This window comes from Fibrobacter sp. UWB10 (assembly GCF_900182935.1).
In the GTDB taxonomy this organism is placed as follows: domain Bacteria; phylum Fibrobacterota; class Fibrobacteria; order Fibrobacterales; family Fibrobacteraceae; genus Fibrobacter; species Fibrobacter succinogenes_O.
On sequence record NZ_FXUE01000001.1, the window covers coordinates 449,057 to 472,027 of the forward strand.

The 22,971-nt window shown below is 48.8% G+C and carries 23 protein-coding genes; 4 read left to right on the top strand and 19 right to left on the bottom strand.

What is annotated here, in order from left to right:
• Positions 1-7: 7 nt before the first annotated feature.
• The 19 genes from QOL41_RS01855 to xseB form a co-directional block, all read right to left on the bottom strand.
• Positions 8-1,741: a TolC family protein gene (locus QOL41_RS01855; RefSeq protein ID WP_283428413.1), complete on the bottom strand. Its 1,734-nt coding sequence runs from the start codon at positions 1,739-1,741 to the stop codon at positions 8-10.
• Between the two features lie 89 nt (positions 1,742-1,830).
• Entirely contained in the window at positions 1,831-3,537 is a 1,707-nt protein-coding gene (locus tag QOL41_RS01860; protein ID WP_283428414.1) for a lamin tail domain-containing protein, read from the bottom strand.
• 31 nt (positions 3,538-3,568) lie between these two features.
• The gene (locus QOL41_RS01865; protein ID WP_173653058.1) at positions 3,569-4,399 is read right to left on the bottom strand and encodes a polyphosphate polymerase domain-containing protein; all 831 of its coding nucleotides are present in this window, start codon (positions 4,397-4,399) and stop codon (positions 3,569-3,571) included.
• A 1-nt stretch (position 4,400) separates the two neighbouring features.
• Positions 4,401-5,792, bottom strand: a complete 1,392-nt coding sequence (locus QOL41_RS01870; RefSeq protein WP_283428415.1) for a hypothetical protein — start codon at positions 5,790-5,792, stop codon at positions 4,401-4,403.
• An 8-nt stretch (positions 5,793-5,800) separates the two neighbouring features.
• Positions 5,801-6,865 (bottom strand): HlyD family secretion protein, encoded by a 1,065-nt coding sequence (locus QOL41_RS01875; RefSeq protein WP_283428416.1) that lies wholly within the window; start codon positions 6,863-6,865, stop codon positions 5,801-5,803.
• 10 nt (positions 6,866-6,875) lie between these two features.
• The gene (locus QOL41_RS01880) at positions 6,876-7,559 is read right to left on the bottom strand and encodes a DUF4956 domain-containing protein (RefSeq protein WP_072800390.1); all 684 of its coding nucleotides are present in this window, start codon (positions 7,557-7,559) and stop codon (positions 6,876-6,878) included.
• 264 nt (positions 7,560-7,823) lie between these two features.
• Positions 7,824-8,852, bottom strand: coding sequence for a vWA domain-containing protein (locus QOL41_RS01885; protein WP_283428417.1), 1,029 nt, complete (start codon positions 8,850-8,852; stop codon positions 7,824-7,826).
• Between the two features lie 12 nt (positions 8,853-8,864).
• Complete coding sequence (locus QOL41_RS01890; protein ID WP_283428418.1) at positions 8,865-9,968, bottom strand: vWA domain-containing protein; 1,104 nt, start codon at positions 9,966-9,968, stop codon at positions 8,865-8,867.
• 157 nt (positions 9,969-10,125) lie between these two features.
• On the bottom strand, positions 10,126-11,184 hold the full coding sequence (locus QOL41_RS01895; protein WP_283428419.1) for an acyltransferase family protein: 1,059 nt from the start codon (positions 11,182-11,184) through the stop codon (positions 10,126-10,128).
• Between the two features lie 12 nt (positions 11,185-11,196).
• Positions 11,197-12,006, bottom strand: coding sequence for an alpha/beta fold hydrolase (locus QOL41_RS01900; protein ID WP_283428420.1), 810 nt, complete (start codon positions 12,004-12,006; stop codon positions 11,197-11,199).
• Between the two features lie 96 nt (positions 12,007-12,102).
• Complete coding sequence (locus tag QOL41_RS01905; RefSeq protein WP_283428421.1) at positions 12,103-13,479, bottom strand: mannose-1-phosphate guanylyltransferase/mannose-6-phosphate isomerase; 1,377 nt, start codon at positions 13,477-13,479, stop codon at positions 12,103-12,105.
• Positions 13,480-13,489: 10 nt separating this feature from the next.
• The gene (locus QOL41_RS01910; protein WP_283428422.1) at positions 13,490-14,620 is read right to left on the bottom strand and encodes a polysaccharide biosynthesis/export family protein; all 1,131 of its coding nucleotides are present in this window, start codon (positions 14,618-14,620) and stop codon (positions 13,490-13,492) included.
• Positions 14,621-14,641: 21 nt separating this feature from the next.
• Complete coding sequence (locus QOL41_RS01915; protein ID WP_173822325.1) at positions 14,642-15,088, bottom strand: low molecular weight protein-tyrosine-phosphatase; 447 nt, start codon at positions 15,086-15,088, stop codon at positions 14,642-14,644.
• A gap of 103 nt (positions 15,089-15,191) precedes the next feature.
• The gene (gene rfbC / locus QOL41_RS01920) at positions 15,192-15,755 is read right to left on the bottom strand and encodes a dTDP-4-dehydrorhamnose 3,5-epimerase (RefSeq protein ID WP_283428423.1); all 564 of its coding nucleotides are present in this window, start codon (positions 15,753-15,755) and stop codon (positions 15,192-15,194) included.
• Positions 15,755-16,891, bottom strand: coding sequence for a dTDP-glucose 4,6-dehydratase (locus tag QOL41_RS01925; RefSeq protein WP_283428424.1), 1,137 nt, complete (start codon positions 16,889-16,891; stop codon positions 15,755-15,757). The genes rfbC and QOL41_RS01925 overlap by 1 nt, the downstream gene beginning before the upstream one ends.
• A gap of 34 nt (positions 16,892-16,925) precedes the next feature.
• Positions 16,926-17,540, bottom strand: a complete 615-nt coding sequence (gene hisH, locus QOL41_RS01930) for an imidazole glycerol phosphate synthase subunit HisH (protein WP_283428425.1) — start codon at positions 17,538-17,540, stop codon at positions 16,926-16,928.
• A 35-nt stretch (positions 17,541-17,575) separates the two neighbouring features.
• Complete coding sequence (locus tag QOL41_RS01935; protein WP_173653071.1) at positions 17,576-17,923, bottom strand: hypothetical protein; 348 nt, start codon at positions 17,921-17,923, stop codon at positions 17,576-17,578.
• The gene (locus QOL41_RS01940; protein WP_283428426.1) at positions 17,920-18,723 is read right to left on the bottom strand and encodes an ABC transporter ATP-binding protein; all 804 of its coding nucleotides are present in this window, start codon (positions 18,721-18,723) and stop codon (positions 17,920-17,922) included. The genes QOL41_RS01935 and QOL41_RS01940 overlap by 4 nt, the downstream gene beginning before the upstream one ends.
• Before the next feature lie 2 nt (positions 18,724-18,725).
• Positions 18,726-18,944, bottom strand: a complete 219-nt coding sequence (xseB, locus tag QOL41_RS01945; protein ID WP_283428427.1) for an exodeoxyribonuclease VII small subunit — start codon at positions 18,942-18,944, stop codon at positions 18,726-18,728.
• Between the two features lie 28 nt (positions 18,945-18,972).
• On the opposite strand from xseB, the gene QOL41_RS01950 reads away from it, so the two are divergent.
• The 4 genes from QOL41_RS01950 to QOL41_RS01965 are packed head-to-tail and all read left to right on the top strand — an operon-like array spanning position 18,973 to position 22,968.
• Complete coding sequence (locus QOL41_RS01950; protein WP_283428428.1) at positions 18,973-19,707, top strand: hypothetical protein; 735 nt, start codon at positions 18,973-18,975, stop codon at positions 19,705-19,707.
• Positions 19,689-20,981: a hypothetical protein gene (locus tag QOL41_RS01955; protein WP_283428429.1), complete on the top strand. Its 1,293-nt coding sequence runs from the start codon at positions 19,689-19,691 to the stop codon at positions 20,979-20,981. Before QOL41_RS01950 ends, QOL41_RS01955 begins: the two co-directional genes overlap by 19 nt.
• The gene (locus tag QOL41_RS01960) at positions 20,974-22,344 is read left to right on the top strand and encodes a cupredoxin domain-containing protein (protein WP_283428430.1); all 1,371 of its coding nucleotides are present in this window, start codon (positions 20,974-20,976) and stop codon (positions 22,342-22,344) included. Before QOL41_RS01955 ends, QOL41_RS01960 begins: the two co-directional genes overlap by 8 nt.
• A complete protein-coding gene (locus QOL41_RS01965; RefSeq protein ID WP_283428431.1) occupies positions 22,345-22,968 on the top strand; it encodes a hypothetical protein in 624 nt (207 codons plus the stop codon).
• Positions 22,969-22,971: the final 3 nt, after the last annotated feature.

Below are 22,971 nucleotides of genomic sequence, written 5' to 3' on the forward strand. Positions count from 1 at the left end.
TCTAAAATCAGTTTGCGGGGGCAGCAGTTGTATCAGCCGGAACAGGCGCATTTGCTGAATCAGCAGGTACCGGCTCAGCAACCTTCGCAGAATCGGCAACCGGTGCAGCAGCGGGAGCAACAACAGGTTCGGCGGGCTTCGGTTCTTCTACCTTCGTTTCTTCGACCGGCTTTACGTTCTTGAGCATTTCGCCCGCATTCACTACTTCACCGCTCGCCTCCAAAAGTCCAAGCCAGGCAACCACGGCGTCGTAATGCGCCTTCAAGTCAGCCACCTGCAAGCGCGAAAGCGCAAGTTCTGCATCCACTACATCCAAGCCCGTGGCAAGGCCCGCTTCGTAAGCCAAAGTCTGGCTGCGGTGCGCTTCTTCGGCCAATTCGCGGGTCTTCTTCAAACTTTCCAAGCGGCTCTTGGCATGCTCCATTTCACGCCAACGCTTTTCCACAAGCAAACCAATGTTATCCATGGTCTGCTCTTCCATGCTTGCAAGCGAACGGTCAAGAGCCTTGGCGTTGCTCACCTTGGAACGCGTTTCGCCACCCTTGAACAAGTCCCACTGCATCTTGGCACCCACAGCCCAATCCGGTTCCAGGAGCGTCAAGTCGCGAGTATAAAGTTCCTTGTAGGCAAAGAGCGCCACCGTCGGGAAATAATCGGCGCGGGCAGCGCTCACCGCATCTTGACTACGCTTGCGTTCGGTGCGCAACTGGCGCAGACCCGGGTGTCTATCCATCGCAAGCTGCTTGAATTCTTCCATAGCCAAAGTCTGTTCCGGCGCCATGACAGGCGTAACAGCAGTCAAATTCGTATCCGTATGCAAAAGGCTTGCAAGCGCAAGGCGTGCAAGAGTCTGATCGCGGTAAGAATCTTCAAGAGCATTCTCGGCTTCGGCTAAAGCCACTTCGGCGCGCAGGCGTTCGGCCTTGCTAATCTGGCCACCCTCTTCCAATTTCTTGGAACGGGCTAAATGTTCTTCCAAGTTCTTCTTGGTGCTTTCACGGAGTACCGACAACTCTTCGGCCAAGCGAAGCGTAAAGTACTTGGTAGCCACATCCATCAAGATGGTATTCTGCGCCATGTCGAACGCAGCCTTCTTGGCATTCACGTTTTCCTTGGCGGCATCATAAGCGGAATAAATCTTAAGGCCCGTAAAAATAGGCCAAATGGCAGTCAAGCGAGCATTAAAGAAAACGTCGTCCTGCACCTTCATGCGGAAATCGGCATCATCAATTTGAGCTTTTGCCGCATCCAGCTGTTGTTTACTATCAGCCGCATACTTGTCAGCCGTCTGTTGAGCAATTTCTTGTGCGGTACCACCCACGCGGTTTTGGGCAAACGCTTTAGCCTGGGCTTCCGTCATGCCATTGGCTAAGGCACCATTATAAGCCTGCTCATAACCAGCCTGGGCCTTGTTGTAGGCATCGATGTATGCCTTGGAATAAACTGCCGCCGGACCAACCGAAGAAAGCCCTCCAGCAAGTCCACTCATGGCCTGTTGAATTTCACCCAAGTCAATATAAATCGGGTCGTTGATTTTGGTGACACTTGCCGTAAGCGAAAGTTGCGGCATAAAACGGGAACGGGCCTCGGTCTGACCACTTTCGGCCATATCCACTTTGGCCTTTTCAGCCTTAATCTGCGAATTGTTCGCCTTTGCCATCGCAATCGCATCCGATAGCGAAATGGGCGCGGCAAAAACGGCGGCACTCGCTGCAATACCCAAAAACAAACTCTTTTTCATAACGCAATAAAAATAAATTTTTCCATACAGAAAAACCGCCCCAAAGGGGCGATTTTCTTACTTTTTTCAAAATTTATGTTACAAGATTATTATTTACCCGGAGTCGGCTTGTCAACAGTCCAAGCTGCAGCCTCATAACCCATCGTGGTAAAGTCCTTACGCTGCAAGCTATAGCCGTAGCCGTCCGCGCGCTTGTAATCAATACCGTTGCCGCTCCAGTTATCGCTATAGAGCGTTGCATCGGACCAATCGTAGTACCACTGGCTATTAAGCGGATTGCTTACGTCATTCTGGAAGAAATAGGGCTTCTTGACAGCAATCATTTCACCGCGGTTAGAAAGCTTACCACTGTAGAAGCTGATCAACACGGATGCATCGATTGCATAACGCTTTCTCATGCCTTCTTCACCATAAGCAGCCTTCAGGGAATCCGGGAACAAGACAACGAGTCCACCCGCCGGAATCACATCAGTCGCAGAAAATTCAAAGTTGATACCTTCAATCTTCCAGCCTCTATTTCCGCTCGTCAATTTTTCATACGGAGTAATGGCCACTTCAGAAACGTTCTTGAGTTCCAAGAATTCGGCATCGTTAAGGTCATCTTCATTCGGGTGGTAATTGATTTCGGTAATCACCAAAGAACCAATATAGAGCGTAGAGTTCGGTTCACCCGGAGTAGCTGTAACCAAAGCGCCCTGAGCCGTAGAGCCATCGCTCAAATCAACGACACCGCTCGAAAGCTTACTAGACGGCAAGAGCAAGCTGGATTCATCACCTTCGGTAGCACCATACAGGTAGTAAGAACCACCGATATCGCTCACAATCAGTTCCGTCGGTTCGCCATCGGAATTCACGAAGTCAGTCGTTGCATTCAAGACAAGGTAACCCTTTGCAGGAACCGTACCGGCCTTAATCGTGAGCTTTTCCTTACGAATCTTGGATTCAAAAATCCAACCGGTCACATCGACAGCTTCAGCACCTGCGTTATAGAGTTCCACCCACGCATCGGTGCCCGTACCCGTCGGCATGATTTCGTTCAAACGAATATTCGAAGTCGTGAGCCATTCGTCGTTGCCCACACCCGGATTACCGTTCATAATCTTGCTTGCACCCCAAGAGGTAGCCTGGGCAGCGTTTCCGCCCTTGTACACGAGCGTACGGCCCTTACCATTAGCCAGAGACGGCCAAGGCGGTTCCATACTGTAAGAGCAGCTCACGTCACCTTCACCCGTCAACTTCACGTCAATCACATCACCTTCGTTCGAAAGTTTTGCAACTGCTCCCGTCTTCGGATCATTATCCCACGGGCCATAGAGTTTACCCTGGAAATCGGGATAAGTCTGCATGAACAAAGCCTTGTCGTTGGTCACGACAATGTATTCACCCTTCTTAAGGGGCTCATTCGGGAACGTAAAGGAAAGAGCACCATCCAAACGCATACCCGAAGCAAGCATGCTGGCGATATCCGGACCACTCTGGATAGTCACTTCGACCCATTCCAAGGCAGAACCATCGTCTGCATTGTACATGATTTCGGTAATCGCCATCTGGGTCACAGATTCATCTGCAACAGACGAAGAGGAAACCCCAGGAACCGGTGTAGAATTACCGTCACTGCTCGAAGAACCGGTAACAGGAACATCTCCAGACGAACCCGGAATCGTGCCATTTTCCGAGGACGACGAAAGCGTCGGATCGCTAGGATCAGGCTCTGAAGATTTGTCACTGGAGCAAGAGGTGGCCAGGACCATTGCGGTCACAGCCGAACCTGCCAAAAGAATTTTTTTGATATCCATAGAGGTATCCTCGCAAAAACTTTCTTCTATTTTAATAATTTTCGCCAGCGCCAACGGCAAGCTTCGTCCAGTACGGAGTCTTGAATCGACGCGGATTTTCATAAACTCGCTTCCATTCGGCAGCGGCATTGCCGAATTTAGAGAATGCACCATGTTTCAAGTTCAAGAACTTGATTAAGTCAAACATCCAGTACGGCACCTGCGAACACGGGCACTTGAGTTCAAGCACAGCATCGCAACCCGGTTGGAAAAACCTAGGAATGCCAGTCGAATGCATGTAGTGCGGGTCCACCGTATAATCAAAACCGTTTTCTTCGCGGAAACGCATGCCGGTATCAATCGTCACGCGAGAATATTCTTCGCGAAGTCCGAACCAGGCGCGACGTTTGTACTGCGTCAAAAGGCGCGGATGCGCATTATAGAGTTCCGTCTTGTACAAGAAATCTTTGACGTACATGCGGTCTTTTTCACCCTTGCACGGCCAGTCTTCAGGTTTCATGTTCCAGACTTCGCCCGGGTTAATGCCCTTGATGGTTCCGCGGCTCTTGTAGCAAATGTTCTTGATCTTGCGCTTGCATTCAAAGTGGAACGTTCCGTCTTGAGCCGGGTGTTCACCATAGGTGCGAATGCGCATGTTAAAGCGGTCCAACAACTGTTTCTTTTTCCAGCCGAGGAACGTCCAAGAAGGCGAATCCAAGTAGAGGTTCGTAATCCAGTAGAATCCGCCCGGCGTAATTTTAGAATAGTAGTCTTCTTCGCAGTACGGAGCAAGGAATGCGCCGATACGGTCCGCCCATTCCACGGGAATGTGGTACTTGAGTTCGAACCTTTCGAGAAGGCTAAATCCGCGGGCTTCGGCCATACTACTTGAGCCCCCCGACTAAGTGGTTCTGCACGCCTTCCTTGGAAAGCTGGCCTGCATACTGCAACAACTCAAGATAAAGGTCGTAAATGTCGACTTCGAGCTTGACTGCATTCAGTTCGCTTTCCACGGCAGATTCGCGGGCACGCAGCAAAAGAAGCGGGTCAGAACCGGCGTCTTTTGCAAACTGTTCAAAAATGTTACCCGCTTTAACCTTTTCGGCAAAGTCCTTCTGAACCTTCCATTGAGCAAGGAATCCGTTGATCTGTTCGACAAGGCGATTCACCTTCACGCTCACATCGCGGAACTTTTCCATATAATCGCCTTCGGCTTCAAGGTCTGCCACCTGGTTACGCAGGTCGTTATCCTTGTTGCTGTCAAAGAACGGAAGCTTAATGCCAATGTTTGCAAAGAACTTGTCACGAGTGCGACGATTGTCCTTGTCATCCACAAGTCTCTGGATAGAATACGTATTGTCAAAGCGATTGTTTTCTTCATCGTAGGCATTTTTCGTCCACTTGGCACAATCTTCTTCGCTGTAATATTCACCCTTCGTATTGCACAAATCGTCGTAGCCCATATCCTTGTACTTTTTCATCAAAGACGGAATCTTGAGCGAATAGCCGATACCGATATGCGAAATGTAGTCGCGGCGGCTAGCAACATCTTGCTTGGCGCGAGCCTTTTCGGAATCCATCTTGCCCTTGGCCATGGCAACTTGCGGGAACTTGTCACTTACATCGACGCCATCTTTCAACTGAGCTTCGATATCTTCCATAGGCGGAAGCCAAGAGGAATCCAGTTCAATGCTATCGAATTCAGGAATCCACACGCGGAGTTTTCTTTCGGAATTCTGGAGCGAGTTGGAATCGTTAATGAGGGCAGCACGGATAGAAGCTTCTTTTTCAAGAGCAGACATCAAATCTTGCGGATTGAAGTTTGCCGAGCCCGACTTGAGGTGCAGGACTTCAATGCGGTCCGCATTAATCTGGTAAAGTTCCTGGTTAAGCGCATTGATTCGTTTGCGCATCAGGTAATGAATTCCGCGTTCATAGCGGTCATACAAAAGGACGGCGCGATCTTCAGCCAAATTGGCATTTGCATAAGCCATTTGGGCTTCGTAATGCGCACGGTCAGCAGAACCTTCGCCAAAAGCCTTAGGAGTCATGCGAAGTTCAAAGTCATGTTGTGCAAAGCTGAAGCCATCGAGTTTGTAACGCAACTCAAGTTTGTCCCACAGTTTCGTGTTGCGAGAGGTCGCAATGTTCACACGTTTTTGAGAACCCTGATAACGGGCGTCATCATCAGCAGACTTGATGAGGGTTTCCCAAGTCAGCGGGGCGGCAAGCAACGGTGCTGCAACAAACAGAGATACAAGAGCGGATTTTTTCATAAATCAAACTATTCGGAGATGGTCACCATTTCGCCCAAGAGGAACGAATTTTCGGCAGGAATCGTGATAATGACTTCGCGGCCGTGAATCGGCATTTCAGGCATCTTCCACATACGCACGGGGAATTCCACAATACGGCTCGAAAGGCCAACGACCTTGCCCTTAATCGGCTTGCCCGTTCCGCCCAAAGCTCTCACCTTGACTGTTTCACCCACATCCATACGCTGGTACATTCTTTCGTGGATGTAGCCACGAACGAGCGTCGGGGACTTGTGAGTGAGGGTGACGATCGGGGCGAAGCTAGATACCTTTTCGCCGTCATGAACGTTCACAGAGCCCACGACCCAGCTTTCCTTGGCAATCTGGGTCAACTCTTCTTGCTGCTTCTTGAGTTCTTCGAGTTCCTTCTGCAGGTTCTCGACTTCGCTCTTGCCAGCATCCTTCTGCAAACGGTTGCTGCTGCGCAGGAGCTTGATCTGTTCGTTGGCGTTGGCGTTAGCAACGGCAAGTTCGTTCTTCAAGCTCTTGATTTGCATAGCCATAGCGTCGTTACCGTCGCTGTCGGCGTTGGAACCCTTGAGGCTCTTGAGCTTTGCAGCAATTTCCTTGTTCTTCTTGTATTCGGTTTCGAGTCTGTTAATTTCGGACTTGAGTGTAAGGGTCTTCGTAGCAAGGTCAGCCTTGACTGCGGCAACCTTCTGGTCGATATCGGCAGCCGACAGGTTGCTACGGCCTTCGCTGGCATCCAGTTCGCGAGTCACTTCAGCAATGCGAAGCGTGAGGTCCGGGCGGTTGAGTTCCACAATGGTATCCCCCGCATTAATTGCCTGACCAGGCATCACATGCACCTTGACCACTTCAGTCGGGCTCGGCACGCTAATGGTCGTTTCGGCAGCTTCTGCAACACCCTGGAAGGTGGCAATCTTGCCCTGATACATGTAGCCAAGAATAATGGCGATAATGACACAGAGAATCCAGGCCAAAGAAAGCTTGTGGCCATAGACATAAGCGACACCGGCATTAGACTTGTGCGTGTTCCAAAAATTTTCGAGCATATCGCTAAGCTTGTTCATACCGTCTCCCTTACATTTCCGTCGTGGCGTCCTGCATCATGAACTGTACGTCCGAGATGCCTTCGATTTTAGAGAGTTCGCTCAGGATTTCTGCAGCCGGATGAGTGGCGCGCAGGCGAATCTGGTAAGCGACGTCAAGGCGAGCACCGCCGTCAACTTCACGCATCGTAATCAAGATGAACGTCTTGAGGCTAGACTTCATGATGTCTTCGATCTGACCACGGACCTTGGCTTCGTTGGGGAGCGCAAAACGGAGCATGCCATCAAAGAAGTGCTTGGTACCAAGACCAGTACGAGAAAGGAGGAAGGCCACAGCGCTAAAGGCAATCGTGCCACCCACGGCAGCACCCCAGGCGTACACACCGCAACCGATACCGGCGCCAAGCGATGCGAACACGAACATAATATCGCGCGGGTCTTTAAAGGATGTTCTAAAGCGAACCACAGAAAGAGCACCCATCATACCGAGACCGCGACCGACGTTATCACCGATAGCCTGCATCACCGTGGCGGCAACGACTGCACTAAGCACAATTGCCTGCACAAAGTTTCTGGAGTACGACAACCCGAGGAAGGTCTTTTCGTAGGTCCACGCAATCACCGAGGACAGGATAAATGTGAGGATCAAGGTGTACGCCAACGTAATGAGAGTGGCATTGGCGGTGCCGGATTGGACGGCTAATAGGTCGAGCATAGGGACTCCATGGTTTACTTTTTATTTTTCAGCCAAAATTTACTTTAATCACTCGCAAAATAGCGAATTTTTGTGTAAAAATGGATGAACAAAAACCAAACGTTCCTAAAAAAATGAGGCGATTCGGGACGAATTCACCCTTATTTTACCACACCAGTTAGAATAATAGCAAAAAAGGCCTAAAATAGCACCTAAAAAGATTTTTGCATTCTTAAACAAGCGTGCAAATAGCGTGCAAATCACAGTAAAAAATTTTTACTTTTTTCAGTTGAATCGGCCCGCTCCAACACGACGCTTACGGCCCCTTTCAGACACCAAAGCTTCAATCAAGAACAAGAGTGCAGCGAGAGCCAAAAAGATCTGATAGCGGTCCTGATAATTTTCCATGCGGTCAGACGACTGTTCTTTTTTTTCAAGACTTGCAATTTCAGAGAGCACCTTTTGCAACTGGAATTCGCCAGGGTTTGCATAGAAATACAAACCGCCGGTAACGCTTGCAATCTCTTGCAGAGTTCCGTCTTCCAAACGGGTCGTCACGATGTTTCCTTGCATGTCCTTTTTGTAAGCGACTTCGCCATTCTTGGAGGGCACCGGAATAGGCACGCCTTCGCGAGAACCGATACCGATTGTATAAATGCGGATTCCCATTTCGGCGGCTTCCTTGGCGGCGTTTACGGCAGCGGCTTCAAGTTCTTCGCCATCGCTCATCAAAATCATCACGGAGTACTGTCCGGCGCTTCCCGAATTGCGATACAGATCCATACCCTTGCGGATTGCCTTTTCGAGGTTTGTACCCGGCATGAGCCAGCCTGGAGTCAATTCCTTGAGCATCATCTGCACAGTGCCGTAATCCAGTGTCAAGGGCACCATCACCTGGGCTTCGCCCGAGAATGCCACAAGGCCTACGCGATCGCCCGAAAGCGACTCCAAAAACGCCGAAATTTCATGACGGCTACGGGTCAAGCGATTCGGCTTGATATCTTCGGCAAGCATCGAAAGCGAAATATCCTGCAAAAGCACCAAGTCAAGGCCGCGACGTTCAATATGTTCCATTTTACGGCCCCACTGCGGGCGCGCAAGAGCCACAAACAAGAATGCAATCGCAAACAGCAGAATCGTCACCTTCGCAAGCCTGCGCCACGGCGAAACAGAAGTCGAAAGCTTAGGCAACATCGAAAGCGAAACAAATCGAGCTGCGAGTTTTTTGCGACGGTGGTAAGCATACACAAAAAGGAGCGCAAACAGAGGGAGCGTTAAAAGGCCCCACAAAAACATCGGTTCAGCAAATCGCATCTAAAGCCTCCATTACGGAATGCGCACAAAGCGCGTATTCGCAAGCAACAATTCAAGTAAAATCAGCAATGCACCCACCAAGAGCCACGGGTAGAACTTTTCGGCATAGCGGGCGTATGCAACCGTTTCGATTTCGGTCTTTTCGAGTTCGTCGATTTCGGAATAAATCTTTTCGAGTTCTTCCTTATTTTCGGCACGATAGAAGCGGCCACCCGTCTTTTGGGCCACAGACTTCAACACGCCTTCATCAATTCCTTCTTCGGGCGTAATGTCGCGTTCACCCCAAGAAATATCGCCGGTCCACGGATTCTGCTGGAAAGCAAGAATCTTGCCGTTCCTTTTACCCACGCCAACAGTATAAACCTTGACTCCAAGCGACTTCGCCACATCGGCAGCACGCATGGGCGGCACAAGGCTTGCATTATCGCGGCCATCGGTCAAAAGCACCACCACCTTGGACTTGGCTTCGGACTTTTGCAGACGAGCAAGGGAATTCATAAGTCCATCACCAATGGCCGTGCGACTGCCCATAATAGAATCGCGGGCTAGGTCATCAGTCGCCTTCAAAATTTCAAGCAGCGAACCATAATCCAGCGTCAAGGGGCACTGCGTAATGGAACGTGCCCCAAAAGCAGACAAACCGATTCGGTCGCTATGACGCTTCTGGATAAAGTCCGCAATCACCTGTTGGGCATAACCCAGGCGGCTATACTTCCAATAATCGCCGGATTTCAAAATTCGTTCGGCATTCATCACGCCGAGTTTCGCCTGTTCCATACGGGTGAGCATATCAAGCGTACCCATGGAGCCCGAAACGTCGAGTGCAAGCATAATGTCGACGCCATCGGTCGAGGTGTATTCGACTTCCATGGCGTTCTGCGGGCGTGCAAGTGCCACCACAAAGCAAACGAGGGCGGCCAAGCGCAAAATCGGCACAATATGGCGGAATTTGACGCGACGGCTCGGAACCGCACGTTTGGCAATCGAAAGGGCCGGGAATTTAATCGTACTCTTGCGGCGGTGTTCACGATAGATATACCAACCGACTAAAACAGGGACTAAAAGCAAAAGCCAGAAGGCTTCGGGATTCTGAAAATGTAGCGCACCAATATCCATAAAATCTCCGAAAAAACGCAAAAAATCAAATTTTACAACGGAGAATATACAAAATTGCAACGAAAAAGGCTAGAAAACAATGTGTGATGAGGAATGTGCAATGTGAAATGAGGAATGATTAATAATTCATCTCACATTTCAAATTTCACATTAAACATCAAAATACGTCTTTCTGTGCAGTCACGTGAGGCAAGAAGCGCTTCATAAACGGGATTATCACCAAATAAAGAAGCATGGTCACCACAAAAACAAAGGCGAGCGCCACGGGCCGCGGCCAATGCACATGGTTTTCCTGCAAAATTTTAATAATCCCCCACTGCACCCACCCATGCGTCACAAGCACCATGATGGAATAACGTCCAAAATACGACACCAACGGAATTTTCTTGATTGCCTTCGACAAGAACAGCACCGAGAGCGTCCCTATAATGCCACACAGGTAAACGCTCCAAATCGGGAACCAATAGCGGTTACTCACGTAACTCACCGAATCAGGGGGAGCATTCCACGCAAGCGCCACCACAAGGCCAAAGCCCAAAAGCGCAAATGGAATGTTGAATTTATCCATGGGATTCGGCGCAAGAATCTGGGTGTAGCGAAACGCCACATGCCCAGCGCAAAAATACGGAATCGACGTCATCGAAGACGCCCAAAACAGCGGAAGTTTGATATTATAGCGGCCCAAGAAAAATCCGACCAAACCAACCGCAATCGAAAGCACCACCAGCGAAGCTGTCGAATACTGCGGGAATTTTCTGGCGACAATTTTCTTTGCAATCAGGTACAATCCGTAAAACATCAAGTTCGTCCAAAACAGGCTTAGCAAAAACCAAATCGGAATATTCGGGAAAGCCTGTTTCCAGACAAATGAATACCAAACGGAGACGCCGGGATTTCCACGCAAATGCAGGTAATGCAATACGAACGGGAATATGCACGAAAGCGTCACGAAAAAGAAGGCGAACGGAATCAGTAACTTGTTGATTTTGCGCTTGCAGAAATCGAAAAAGCCCGCATATTCCTTAAAGAACAGTCCCGACAAAAAGAAGTACAAAGGCATTCTGAACGAAGATACAGCCTCTTTTAGCGGGTATGTTTCAAGCCCCCACGTGCTCACCACATGATGCCACACCACCAGCATAATGCAAATGCCTTTCGCCAAGTCGACAAACGCGTAGCGCGGCTTTGCAACAGATGTGGGCATCACAGAATCCATAAAGCACCGTTATTATTTTTCAAGAAAATCGAAAATGCGTTTCTTGTAATCGGGCAATTCATCGAACACAGCATGGCCGCATTCTTCGTACATATAGAATTCGCAAGGAACGCCCTCAGCCTTTAGCTTTTCTGCCAATTTGACAGTCGCTTCGGGAGTGGTCACAAGGTCTTTGCCTGCGCCAAGCACTAGCACCGGGCTTTTGACTTTTCCTAGTTCATCGTAGGTGTCAACGTAATCGCAGGCATCCGCAAATAAGGCGAAGCGTTCCAATTCTTCGTCTGAAATTTCCTTGTACAAGGCAAGCAATGCCCTGCGATAACGGGCGACAAACTTTTCACTAAAACAGTCATCGATAAAAGTGTTTACAAGTTCAGACTTTTCTCGGGCCCGCGCAAGGCGCGCCCAATTCTGAATCGTCGTAATCTGTCGCGGTTCTGCCTTCGATGTCGAAGAACCGAGCACCAGCTTATTCACGACTTCAGGATGGCGAATCGCCATATACTGTGCAATCATGCCGCCCTGCGAAACGCCAAAGACATCAGCTTTATCGATTTCGATGGCCTTGAGGGCCGCAACTTGATCGTCAGCCATTTCGGGCAACGAATAACCGGGCTTGGCGTCTTTTTTGCGGTCAAAAAAGTAAAGCGTGTACCTTTCTTTAAAAATCTTGTAAGGCCCTTCTAGCGAGGCCGCCGATTTCATAACACTCTTGATTGAAAGTCCGGGAATCACAATCAAGGGCTTGGGGCCCGAACCAATTTGGGCGTATTCCATTTCAAAAGAGCCCGTGTTCACCGTATGTACAAGATTTTCGCTCATATCCTAAATATATTAAAAGCACATTGACTAGCCCACAGAAAAAGTCCCGCATGAACTGCGGGACTTAAACTTTTTAGTAACAACGACTGCTACGAATTAATTTCTATGGAAGTCGTCTTCGACGCGGATGATGTCATCTTCGCCGGTGTATTCGCCCACCTGGACTTCGACGATGACCAGCGGGAGTTTGCCTTCGTTTTGCAGGCGATGAACTTCGCCCACCGGGATGTAAGTCGATTCGTTCGGACGCACGTAGAAGACGTTCTTGCCCACGGTCACCGTAGCAGTCCCGCTTACAACCACCCAGTGCTCCGAGCGATGCAGGTGCTTTTGCAGGCTAAGGCGCTTGCCCGGCTTCACCACAATACGCTTCATCTTGTAGCGTTCGGTAGATTCCAGCACGGAGTACGTACCCCACGGGCGGCTCACAGTCTGCGGCACGTTAATGAGGTCAGAACCGCGTTCCTTGAGTTCTTCCACCACCTTCTTGACCTTCTGGCTGCTGCTGAGCGGAGCAACCAAGAGAGCGTCCGGCGTGTCCACGATGAGCATCTTGTCGAGGTCGATCGTCGCGATGGTACGCTGACCGCCCATCACAAGGGAATTCTTGGAGTCCACGGCAATGTGGCGCGGGTTCACGTTGTTGCCGTTTGCGTCGTGCTGGTATTCGCCATAAAGGCTGTCAAAACTGCCGAGGTCGCTCCAGCCGATATCACTCGGAACCACCTTCACCTTGTTGGACTTTTCCATGACGGCATAGTCGATGGAGTTCGACGGAATAGCCATCATGTCGTCACGGTCAATGCGGATGGGTTCACCGTCTTCGACTGTCGCATTGGCAAGAGCCTTTTTCGCGGCGGCGAGCATTTCCGGGGAGTATTTGCCCAGTTCGGCGAGGAACGTCTTTGCCGTAAAGCAGAAGATACCGCTGTTCCAGTAGAAGTTACCTGCCAGCAGGTACTTTTCGGCTGTGGCGCGGTCGGGCTTTTCCACAAAACGCTTTACATTTTCGCCATCGGCTTCGATATAGCCGTAACCCGTTTCAGGGCTAGTGGGCGTAATGCCGAACGTCACCAAGTTACCGGCCTTCGCCAGTTCTTCGGCGCGGAGAAGAACCTTCTTGTATTCGTCCTTCTTGCGAATCACGTGGTCAGACGGAGACACCAGCACAATCGTTTCAGGAGTCATCGTGAGGCAAGCAAGGGCAATAGCCGGGGCTGTGTTACGGCCCACGGGTTCCAGAAGGAACTTGCTACCCGTCATGCCTTCCATTTCAAGCTGGTCCTTGGCCAAGAAGAACTGGTCGGCATTCGAAACAATAAACTGCGATTCGCAAACAGCGGAGTTCGTAACCACGGTCTTGCGGAACAGGGACTGTCCGTCAAAAAGCGGCGCGAACTGCTTGGGCATCAGGGAACGGCTCACGGGCCAAAGGCGCGTGCCCGAACCACCACAGAGAATCAAGTTAATCATATAGTCCTACTTACTTCCAACCATTGTTATGGATCGTTTCAACATTGTAAATAATGTCCGTAGTCGTCTTACCAGCACTGATCGTCGGTGTAATCAAACTAAGCAGACGGTTCCATGTTGCAAGTTCAGAAGCGTCGACGTAAACAATATCACGAGAATTCAATTGGAAACGATCTGCCATGGCAAGAGCCATCGCATTTTTCGCATTCAATTGATACACATCGATTTGCTTCTCAGACGTATTGCGAATAACATAAATTCCACGAGAAGTAGCATTCAGAGCCTGCAGACCACCTGCAGAGGCCAAGGCTTCGGCTAGTGTCAAATTGCCGTTATAAATATCCACAACACCAGAACGACCAACTTCACCCAGCACATAAACCTTCTGGTCCTTCTGGGTTTCACTGAGGGCCGGAACAAAAATTTGGTCATCCGGCTTTACCATCATACGTTCAAGCGGAAGTTTCGACTTGAAAGCATCAAGATAATTGATGTTATAAACTTTATCTCCACGGCGAAGCTGCATTGCAGAAGGGTCTGCCTTTTCAGAGAAGCCACCTGCATAAGCAATAGCATCGGGAATCGTCATCGGATTTTCGTTAAAAGCCACATATCCCGGTTTTTCCACGGAGCCGGCAACAAACATTTTGCGGCTATGGTAACCCGTCACGCGGACATCCACCTGCGGATCGTTCAAGATCTTGTCAGAGAGACGCTTCGTGATTTCAGCACGGAGTTCCTGAGCGGTAAGGCCAGCTGCCTGAAGTTCACCAGCATACGGATAGAAAAGCTTTCCATCGGTAGTCACCTTCTGACCAGCCGGCTGATACTGACCCATCGGAGACGTCAATTCCGGGTGTTCCCACACCACGACCTGAACCATGTCCAGAGGTCCAATGCGGTATTCCAGTTCCGGCAAAGAATCCACCACGAGATCCTTCAGGTCGCCCAAATCAGTAGAGTCACCAGCCTTGGCAGCACCCTGGCCCACATCGCCTTCATGAATCGCATGCAACCTTACAATCATGCCATTGTATTCAGTGGAGTCTCCCGGTAAAGCCATTTGCATCTGCGGTCCAAGAGCGCATCCGCTCAACATGGCGACAGCAATAAGGCCAATGCCCAAACTCAATTTCTTCATAAATTAACCCTTTTAGCCAGCTTATGCCTGGCCTTCGCTTTGTTTGATTTTTTCTACCCAGTACGGGGTCAGTTTAGAGATAAAATTCCATGCAAGCACAAACGCGTTTTCAGGACGACGATACGGGTCCGGAACATCCACACGTTGCGGTTCACCATAACGGAAAACCTTGCCTTCGAGCCACGGATAACGGTGCAACAAATCCATCTTGTGGCCGTTTTCCATCACCAAGATAAGATCAGCCCACTTAAGAATGTCCAGATTAATCTGACGAGCGCGGTGAGCGCTCATATCGATTCCATGCTCAAGAGCAATCTTTTGGCTAAGTTCATGTGCAGGATGATCAACCAATGCGCCAAGACCAGCACTCATCACTTCAAAATCAGGCCCCAAAGCCTTTTTAAGGCAATATTCACCCGTGGGGCTACGGCAGATATTACCTGTGCATACAACGAGAATGTGTTTCATCACCTAAAAATTAAAAAATTATTACAAGTCAGACCAGAATAAAATAAAAAGAGCCGTCTAAAGACGACTCTTTTAAACACAAAATATTGTTTGCAAAGACAGACTACAGTTCGAAAGCAAAACCCAAATCCTTGAGTGCCGGATTCTTCGTGTCCTTTTCAGAGAGGAGAGGTTCGAATCCGTTGCCGACCGGCCACTTGATGCCGATTTCAGGATCGTTCCACATGAGTCCACCTTCATCCTTCGGGTCATAAAGGCGGGTGCACTTGTACACGAAAGTTGCCGTTTCACTGAGCACCACAAAGCCGTGAGCAAAACCTTCGGGAATGTAGAACTGCTTCTTATTTTCAGCAGAAAGCGTAACCCCTTCCCACTTGCCGAACGTGGGGCTACCCTTGCGCAGGTCTACAGCTACGTCAAAGACTTCGCCTTCGATTACGCGCACAAGCTTACCCTGCGGATTCTTCTTCTGGAAATGCAGGCCGCGAAGTACGCCCTTTTTGCTTTTAGATTCATTATCTTGTACGAAAACCATGTTCAAGCCTGCGGCATCGAATTCAGCCTTGTTGTAGGTTTCCATAAAGTAGCCGCGATGGTCGCCAAAGACCGTCGGTTCAACGATTGTCACGCCTTCAATAGAAGTCTTGATGAAATTAAACTTACCCATTATCTATTTCCGTACATTTTTTCGTAATACTTTTCGTAGTCACCACTGGTGATGTTGTCCAACCATTCCTGGTTGTCCAAATACCAGCGCACCGTCTTTTCGATGCCTTCTTCGAACTGAAGGCTCGGTTCCCAGCCCAGTTCCTTCTGAAGCTTGGTGGAATCGATGGCGTAGCGGGCGTCGTGTCCCAGGCGGTCCGTCACATAGGTAATCAAGTTCATGTCTTCGCCTTCAGCGCGGCCGAGGAGCTTATCAACGGTCTTAATAACGACCTTAATAATATCGATGTTCTTCCATTCGTTGAAACCACCGATGTTATAGGTTTCAGCGATTTTGCCGTTATGGAAAATCACATCGATAGCGCGGGCATGGTCTTCCACAAAGAGCCAGTCACGTACGTTTTCGCCCTTGCCGTAAACCGGGAGAGGCTTCTTGTGGCGAATGTTATTGATGAACAGCGGAATCAACTTTTCAGGGAACTGGTACGGACCATAGTTGTTGCTGCAGTTCGTCACAATCGTCGGCATACCGTAGGTGTCATGGAAGGCTCGTACAAAGTGATCGGAACCGGCCTTAGAGGCGGAATACGGAGAGTGCGGCGTATACTTGGTGGTTTCGTAGAAGAAATCGTCACCGTAAGCCAGGTGGTGTTCAGAACTCGATGCCGTCGTGGTAAACGGAGGCGTAATGCCTTCCGGATGATTCATCTTGAGAGCGCCGTAAACTTCATCGGTCGAAATATGATAGAAGCGCTTGCCTTCGTACTTTTCCGGCAAAGATTCCCAGTAAAGCTTGGCAGCCTGCAACAAGGCGAGAGTACCCATCACGTTCGTCTTGGCAAATGTGAACGGATCCTTGATGGAGCGGTCTACGTGACTTTCGGCAGCGAGGTGAATGATGCCATCAACATGCTCGTCTTGCATGAGCTTATAGAAAGCATCAAAGTCGCAGATATCCATCTTCACGAACTTGTAGTTCGGCTTGTTTTCGACATCCTTGAGGTTTGCAAGGTTACCCGCATAAGTCAGCTTATCGAGGTTGATAATCTTGTATTCAGGATACTTGTTCACAAACAGGCGCACCACATGGCTTCCGATAAAGCCTGCGCCGCCAGTGATAACGATGGATCTTTTCATATTTTTCTCCAATTACGGGGACAATATAGTAATACTAGACTTTCCAATCGCAGAAATTCTTGAGCATGGCTAGGCCCACATCTCCACTCTTTTCTTGATGAAACTGGGTTGCAATCAGGTTGTCCTTGCCCACCATTCCCTGGAAGGTCTGCGTACCGTACGTCGTTTCGGCATAAGCATATTCGGCAGGCACCACCGGGTGGTACGAGTGCACATAGTAGAAATCGCTTCCGCTCTTGATACCTTTCATAATCGGGTGTTCACGCGTAAAGTTCACCTGGTTCCAGCCCATGTGCGGAATCTTGATACCCGGTTCATCTTTAAAGCGCACTGCCTTGCCGGGGATAAGACCCAACGTCTTTACACCGCCGTCTTCTTCACTTTCTTCAAGAATAATCTGACAGCCAATGCAAATACCGAGCACCGGATTTCCGGCCTTTACGACCGTCTTAATGGCTTCACCAATTCCCGTGCGTGTCAGAGTTTCCATGGCAGAAGCTGCAGCGCCGACCCCCGGAAAAATCAGGCGGGTAGCCTTGGAGATTTCTTCGGCATCGCGGCTAGACTTGGCATCGACGCCAATGTGCGCAAGCGCATTCATAACCGAAGTCAAGTTGCCGGCATTGTAATCAACCACTATAACAGACATATAAACCTCTTTTTCGCACGCAAAGATAGAATTTATTACAGGTTCAAAAGGTCGAGAGCCTCACCCGCAAGTTCTACACAGCGGTTGCAAGGAAGAATCTTGTTCGGGCGGATTTCTGCACACTTGGTGTAATTTTGCGAACCGCGACGGAAAGTTTCTTCGATGGCATCTGCCTTTTCCGGCACAAGCTCTTTTGCAGCATAAAGAGCCCCGCACACGCCACCGGGAGCAATTCCTCTACCGGCATTCTTGAACTTGTCAGCAATTTCCAGCGCTTCGGCTTCGGATTTGCCCGTTGCAATGGCATAGCCATAGGCAACCGACATAGCGCAATTGCCTCGATTTTCGGCATGAAATTTTTTTGATTCGTCGGCAATTGTCATAACTGTACTCTCCTTATAGTGGGAACGCTTGCCAATAATTTTTGGGTATATTCATGTTGTGGATTTGTAAGCACCTGGTCGGCATTTCCGCGCTCGACCACATGCCCAAAGTACATGACCAAGACCTCGTCGCTCAGAGCGCGGACTACCTGCATATCGTGACTGATAAACACAATCGAAAGTCCGAATTCATTACGCAGGTCGTCGAGCAAGTGCAGAATCTGGGCCTGCACCGACACATCCAAAGCGCTAGTGACTTCATCGCACAAAAGAATCTTGGGCTTTACCATCAGGCTGCGGGCTATGCACAAGCGCTGCCGCTGGCCCCCCGAAAATTCGTGGGGGAACTTTTGGAGAGCCTCTTTCGGCAGGGACACACGCTCCAAAAGTTCTTTTGCACGCGCCTCAGCTTCAGAAAACCCCACTCCGCGTGCAACCAGCGGCGCCGTCAGAATTTCAGACACAGTCTGGCGCGGGTTCAGGCTGCTGAACGGGTCCTGAAAAATCATCTGAACCAAGTCCGAGACCCGTTTTCCGGAAGCAGTCCGGCCTTTTACCACTTTTTCACCAAAAAGTTTGAATTCACCGTTGTCCATAGGCACAAGCCCGACCAGCGATTTCACTAAAGTCGACTTACCGCAACCCGACTCCCCCACAATCGAAAGAATCTGGCCCGCCTGCACGGAAAACGACACATTCTCGACGGCAGAAAAGTACTTCTGCACCTTGCCGAGCACTCCGCCTCGAATGGGAAACTTTACCGAAAGCCCCGAGACTTCCATTGCAGGAACTTCAAGCATCCTTAAGCCTCGACTCCCGTTTCACCGTCAAGCCCCGAAAGGGCATCCTGCACGTTTTTTTCGGTTGCAAGCAAAATTTGGCGGCATTTCCGCAAAAGTTCGGTCGCTTCCTGAACCGCACCCGCCAATTCGTCAATTTCCATCTCAGAATTATCAATACGTTCCAAGATACTCTCTAAACGCTCCATTGCGGTTTTATATTCAAAATTTTCGGCACTCATATTTACGAATATAGTTATCTTTAACAAGGTGAGTTTCATGAAGAAGAACAATCGATGCTTTTTGAGCATTACCGTAGCTCTTATGACGGGGGGGCTTTTTTCGGCATGTCTAGACATTCCGTCACCCCCTAAGGACACTGCCAAAATAACAAGCGTCAACGTCTTCGCAAAGCAGTTCGACAAAGCAATCGAAACACCCATCAAGCTCAACTCGAGTGAAGAAGCCGAGCTGATCGCCGAAGTCACCCCATCGAAGCACAAAAAAGACGTCCAATATTATTGGTACAACGGCGAAGAAATTCTCGACAGCGGAGCAACCTACACCGTACCGACTTCTTACATGGCCTCTAGCTTTATTAGTCAAAACTTTATTCCCGACAGGCTAGTCATCGAAGACCACGAAGGCAACACCCTCGAAACCAGTTTTCATGTTACCGTCAACAATCCGCCGCAACTTTTGGCAGAAACCACCCCGGCAGACGGAGACACCCTGTACGGCAACAGCTACACGCCCATTCTCTTTACATGGCAATCTTTCGACCGCGACGAAAACAATTACTTGAACAACACCCTTGAAATAGATAGTATTCGCTACAATGTGGGCGATTTACAAGAAGTCATGCAATCGGGGTTTACCGAAGGCAGACACACCTTCCGAATTTTTGTTGAAGATTCCATGGGCGACCAGGATTCTTCTGCTACGCAAGAATTTTTCGTCATTGACACTTTAGGGTTGGGGGCTAAATGGCAATCCATTTTATAAAATCAATCGCCCTCTTCGGCCTGATCGTTTTATCGATTGCGGCATGTACTGATTCCGATGAATATCTTTTCAACGACCAGTCCATTGAGAAGATCAAAGTTTCAGCAGCCGTCACGACCGCATTTGATTCCAACGACGAAAAATCAAAGACAGACACCATTCAACCTGGTGACTCCCTGATTTTCTTATCCACCGTATATCCGTCTAAATCCATTCGTAACCGACAATATCTTTGGACCATCGACGGCAAGTTGTTCGCCAACGAATTCAGTTTCAAGAAAAGCATCGACATCCCAGGCGAACACGAAATAGCATTTATCTTTGTCGACTTTTTCGGCGACACTTTGAGTGACACTCTACATATCACAGTCGCCTCGTCCCCCAATCTTGATCCCAAGAATTTTATTCCGGCCAACGGAACGCAGAACATCGCCTCTGACACAGCCATCAATTTTGCCTGGAACGCAAGCGATCCCGATTCTCTTTGGGGCATCTATTCTCGCTTTGTCTTGAAAAACAACAATCAAGATATTCTTGTAGACACCCTTCTATATCAAGCAAATTATACATACTTCAAAAAACTGGAACCCCTGCAAAAATACACTTGGACTGTCAACGTTTACAACGAATTCAATCAAAAATCCAACGAAACCATCTCATCGTCATTTTTCACAGATGGCATCAATGGCGAAAGTGCTGTAGCAGGAGCCATCGGAACAAGTTCCGACCTAGGTCTTTACACCTTCAGAATCGCTCTTTTGGATTCGCTTCAAGACACAATCAAAACATATCTTTCTTCGAAATCTCAATCGGCGCACTTCTATTTCAAGCCTCTCTCAAACGACACATACAGCCTTGTTGCTTCTATCGATGACGCCCCCGATTTCAGACCCCAGACCATCATATTCAAAACCGTTGCAAACCAAGTACTTGAATTGGATTCTATCACCCTTTTAGATGAAGTTCCTCCGAGAATCAAATCCGTTTCAGGCAGTGACACGATCGACATTCAAGACACATTGCGTTTCATTCTGACTGATTTCGGCGGAAAAATTCCTTCGTCTAGAATTAGCATTTCTTACGAAAAAAATCGTATTACCAAGTTTACCTTCTCAAACGACACCTTGTACATTCCCTTCGAAAAACAAGCCTCGTTACAAAACTGGTCGTACAAGCTGATTACCCTTATCGCACACGATGCGAGTAACAATCCGACAAGAAAGACCTTCTACCTCCGTCCAAATGTAACGTTCCCGGAGGTTTTCAGTGAATAAGTTCCTGTACATCCTACTTTGCACGTTGCCACTTCTACTAGTATCTTGCGGCGACGAACACTTGGTCGACAAAAACTACTCCAAGCTTTCACAGTATGTCTATGTTGCCCCCGATGGATTCAACGGCGAGGTTTCCAAATACTACGAACCGATTGAAGAACTCTATGTAGAACAGGGGCAATCCGTCAAATTTTTCGCTGGTTATTCTAATGGCCACGGAGTTTTCACCGACGAGACATTGCAGCGCTATTACAACGGTCTTCTCTGGAAAATTGGCGACAACGCGTTCAATCTGAATTCATTCCGTTACACATTCAATACTTCCGGGGAATTCGATTGTTCGCTTGAAACGACCGATTTATTTGGCGACACTTTGCGCAACAATTTTAAAGTCTACGTGAACGCCCCCAATAGCATTTCCCTTGACTTTCCGTACAATGGATACAATCAAGCCGAACCTTCCGACGACCAGAATTTGCCGCTCCGTTGGTCGGTTACGGGAATCGACCCTTGGGAATCCGCGCGCTGCCAAGTTTTCATATCCTACGATCAGGATTCCGTTTGGGAATCCCCGCTTGGAACAACTGATTGCAAGTCTGAAGCCACTTTGAGAGGTTCTCTTGTAGAATCGTACGATTCGCTCTTACAGCAGGCAATTAGCCTGTACGACAGTTCATTCACCCTGTATTGGGGAATCAAAATGCGTGTCAGGAGCGAAAGCGGCCGCGAATACCGAGATTCCACCGATATATTCCATTTCTCAACCAAAATTTTAAATAAGACTTCGACACTCAAAATTCCCGTTGTATATGAACGTTACAGGGACAATTCCATTCTGCAAACAGTCGTCTACTTAATTGCAAATAACGGAGACACCTTACAAACAATTACCAACAGCGACAGGTCTAACACGCTTGTAGCCAAAGTCGAGCCACAAATCGGTCTTAAAGTTTTGTTGACCGAGAACTACCGCAAGGAATACACAAGCGAAAGTCTTATCGTCGATATTCCCGCCTACACGGTGCTCACCTTGGACACAATCGTTCTTAAAGATGTCATTCCCCCTCAAATTTCCGCTTACCGCGACTCCATCCGTTTTTCGGACAATATCTATTTCTTCCTCTACGACGACGGTTCAGGAATCAATGTGAACCAATTGAAGGTCCTGGTCGACTTCGACACCATGCAGGTCAATTATCAAGCGCCCTACCTTTCATTCTACACCCGTTGTCCCAACAAATGCAAAATAGAGATTTCGGGAGAAGACTACGCCCGCAACAGGCTCCCGAACGTATATTGGTTTATCGAAAACAAGTATACCTATCAATATATTTCGGGACCATTCCCGAACGAGGAGTTCTAAATGACTAAAATATTTACGATACTCCTTTGTTCTCTTTTGAGTTTTGCCTTTGCAGAATCAAAAGTTCTGCACGTATCCACTATTCCCAGCAAGGTCGATATCTATGTCGGCGAAGTAACCCCGGATCATTCAAAGAATCCGGCCTATGTTTCTCCTGCATTCGTAAACATTCCGGCCGACGATTCCTTGGCAAACGAAATCTTGATTTCTCTGTTCAATCCGGGATTTACAGATACAACTCTCAGAGTCAAGCTTTCTGCAAAGGACACCTCGTACATCATCATTTCGCAACAGCCCATTCTCGACGACGAATTCCTACAAAAACAACAGTCCGAGCTGTCTAAGCGCAAGCGGGCCAATTTTGGAAAGGGGCTCATGCAGTTTTCAATTATACCATTCGCCGTAGGGCTTGTGTCTAGCGCAATCACCTACTACGAAATCGATCAAGCGAAAGACTACAAGAAAACATTGAAAAAGACTTCTATCGACACAGACCGCTATCAAGATACTCGCGAAAACTTTATGGATTCCCGTCACAAGGCAAAAATTGCCAAAGGCGTCACCTACGCCGGATTTCTTTCGGGAGCAGCATTACTTTCAATCGGATTCATTTTATCATTCTAGGGT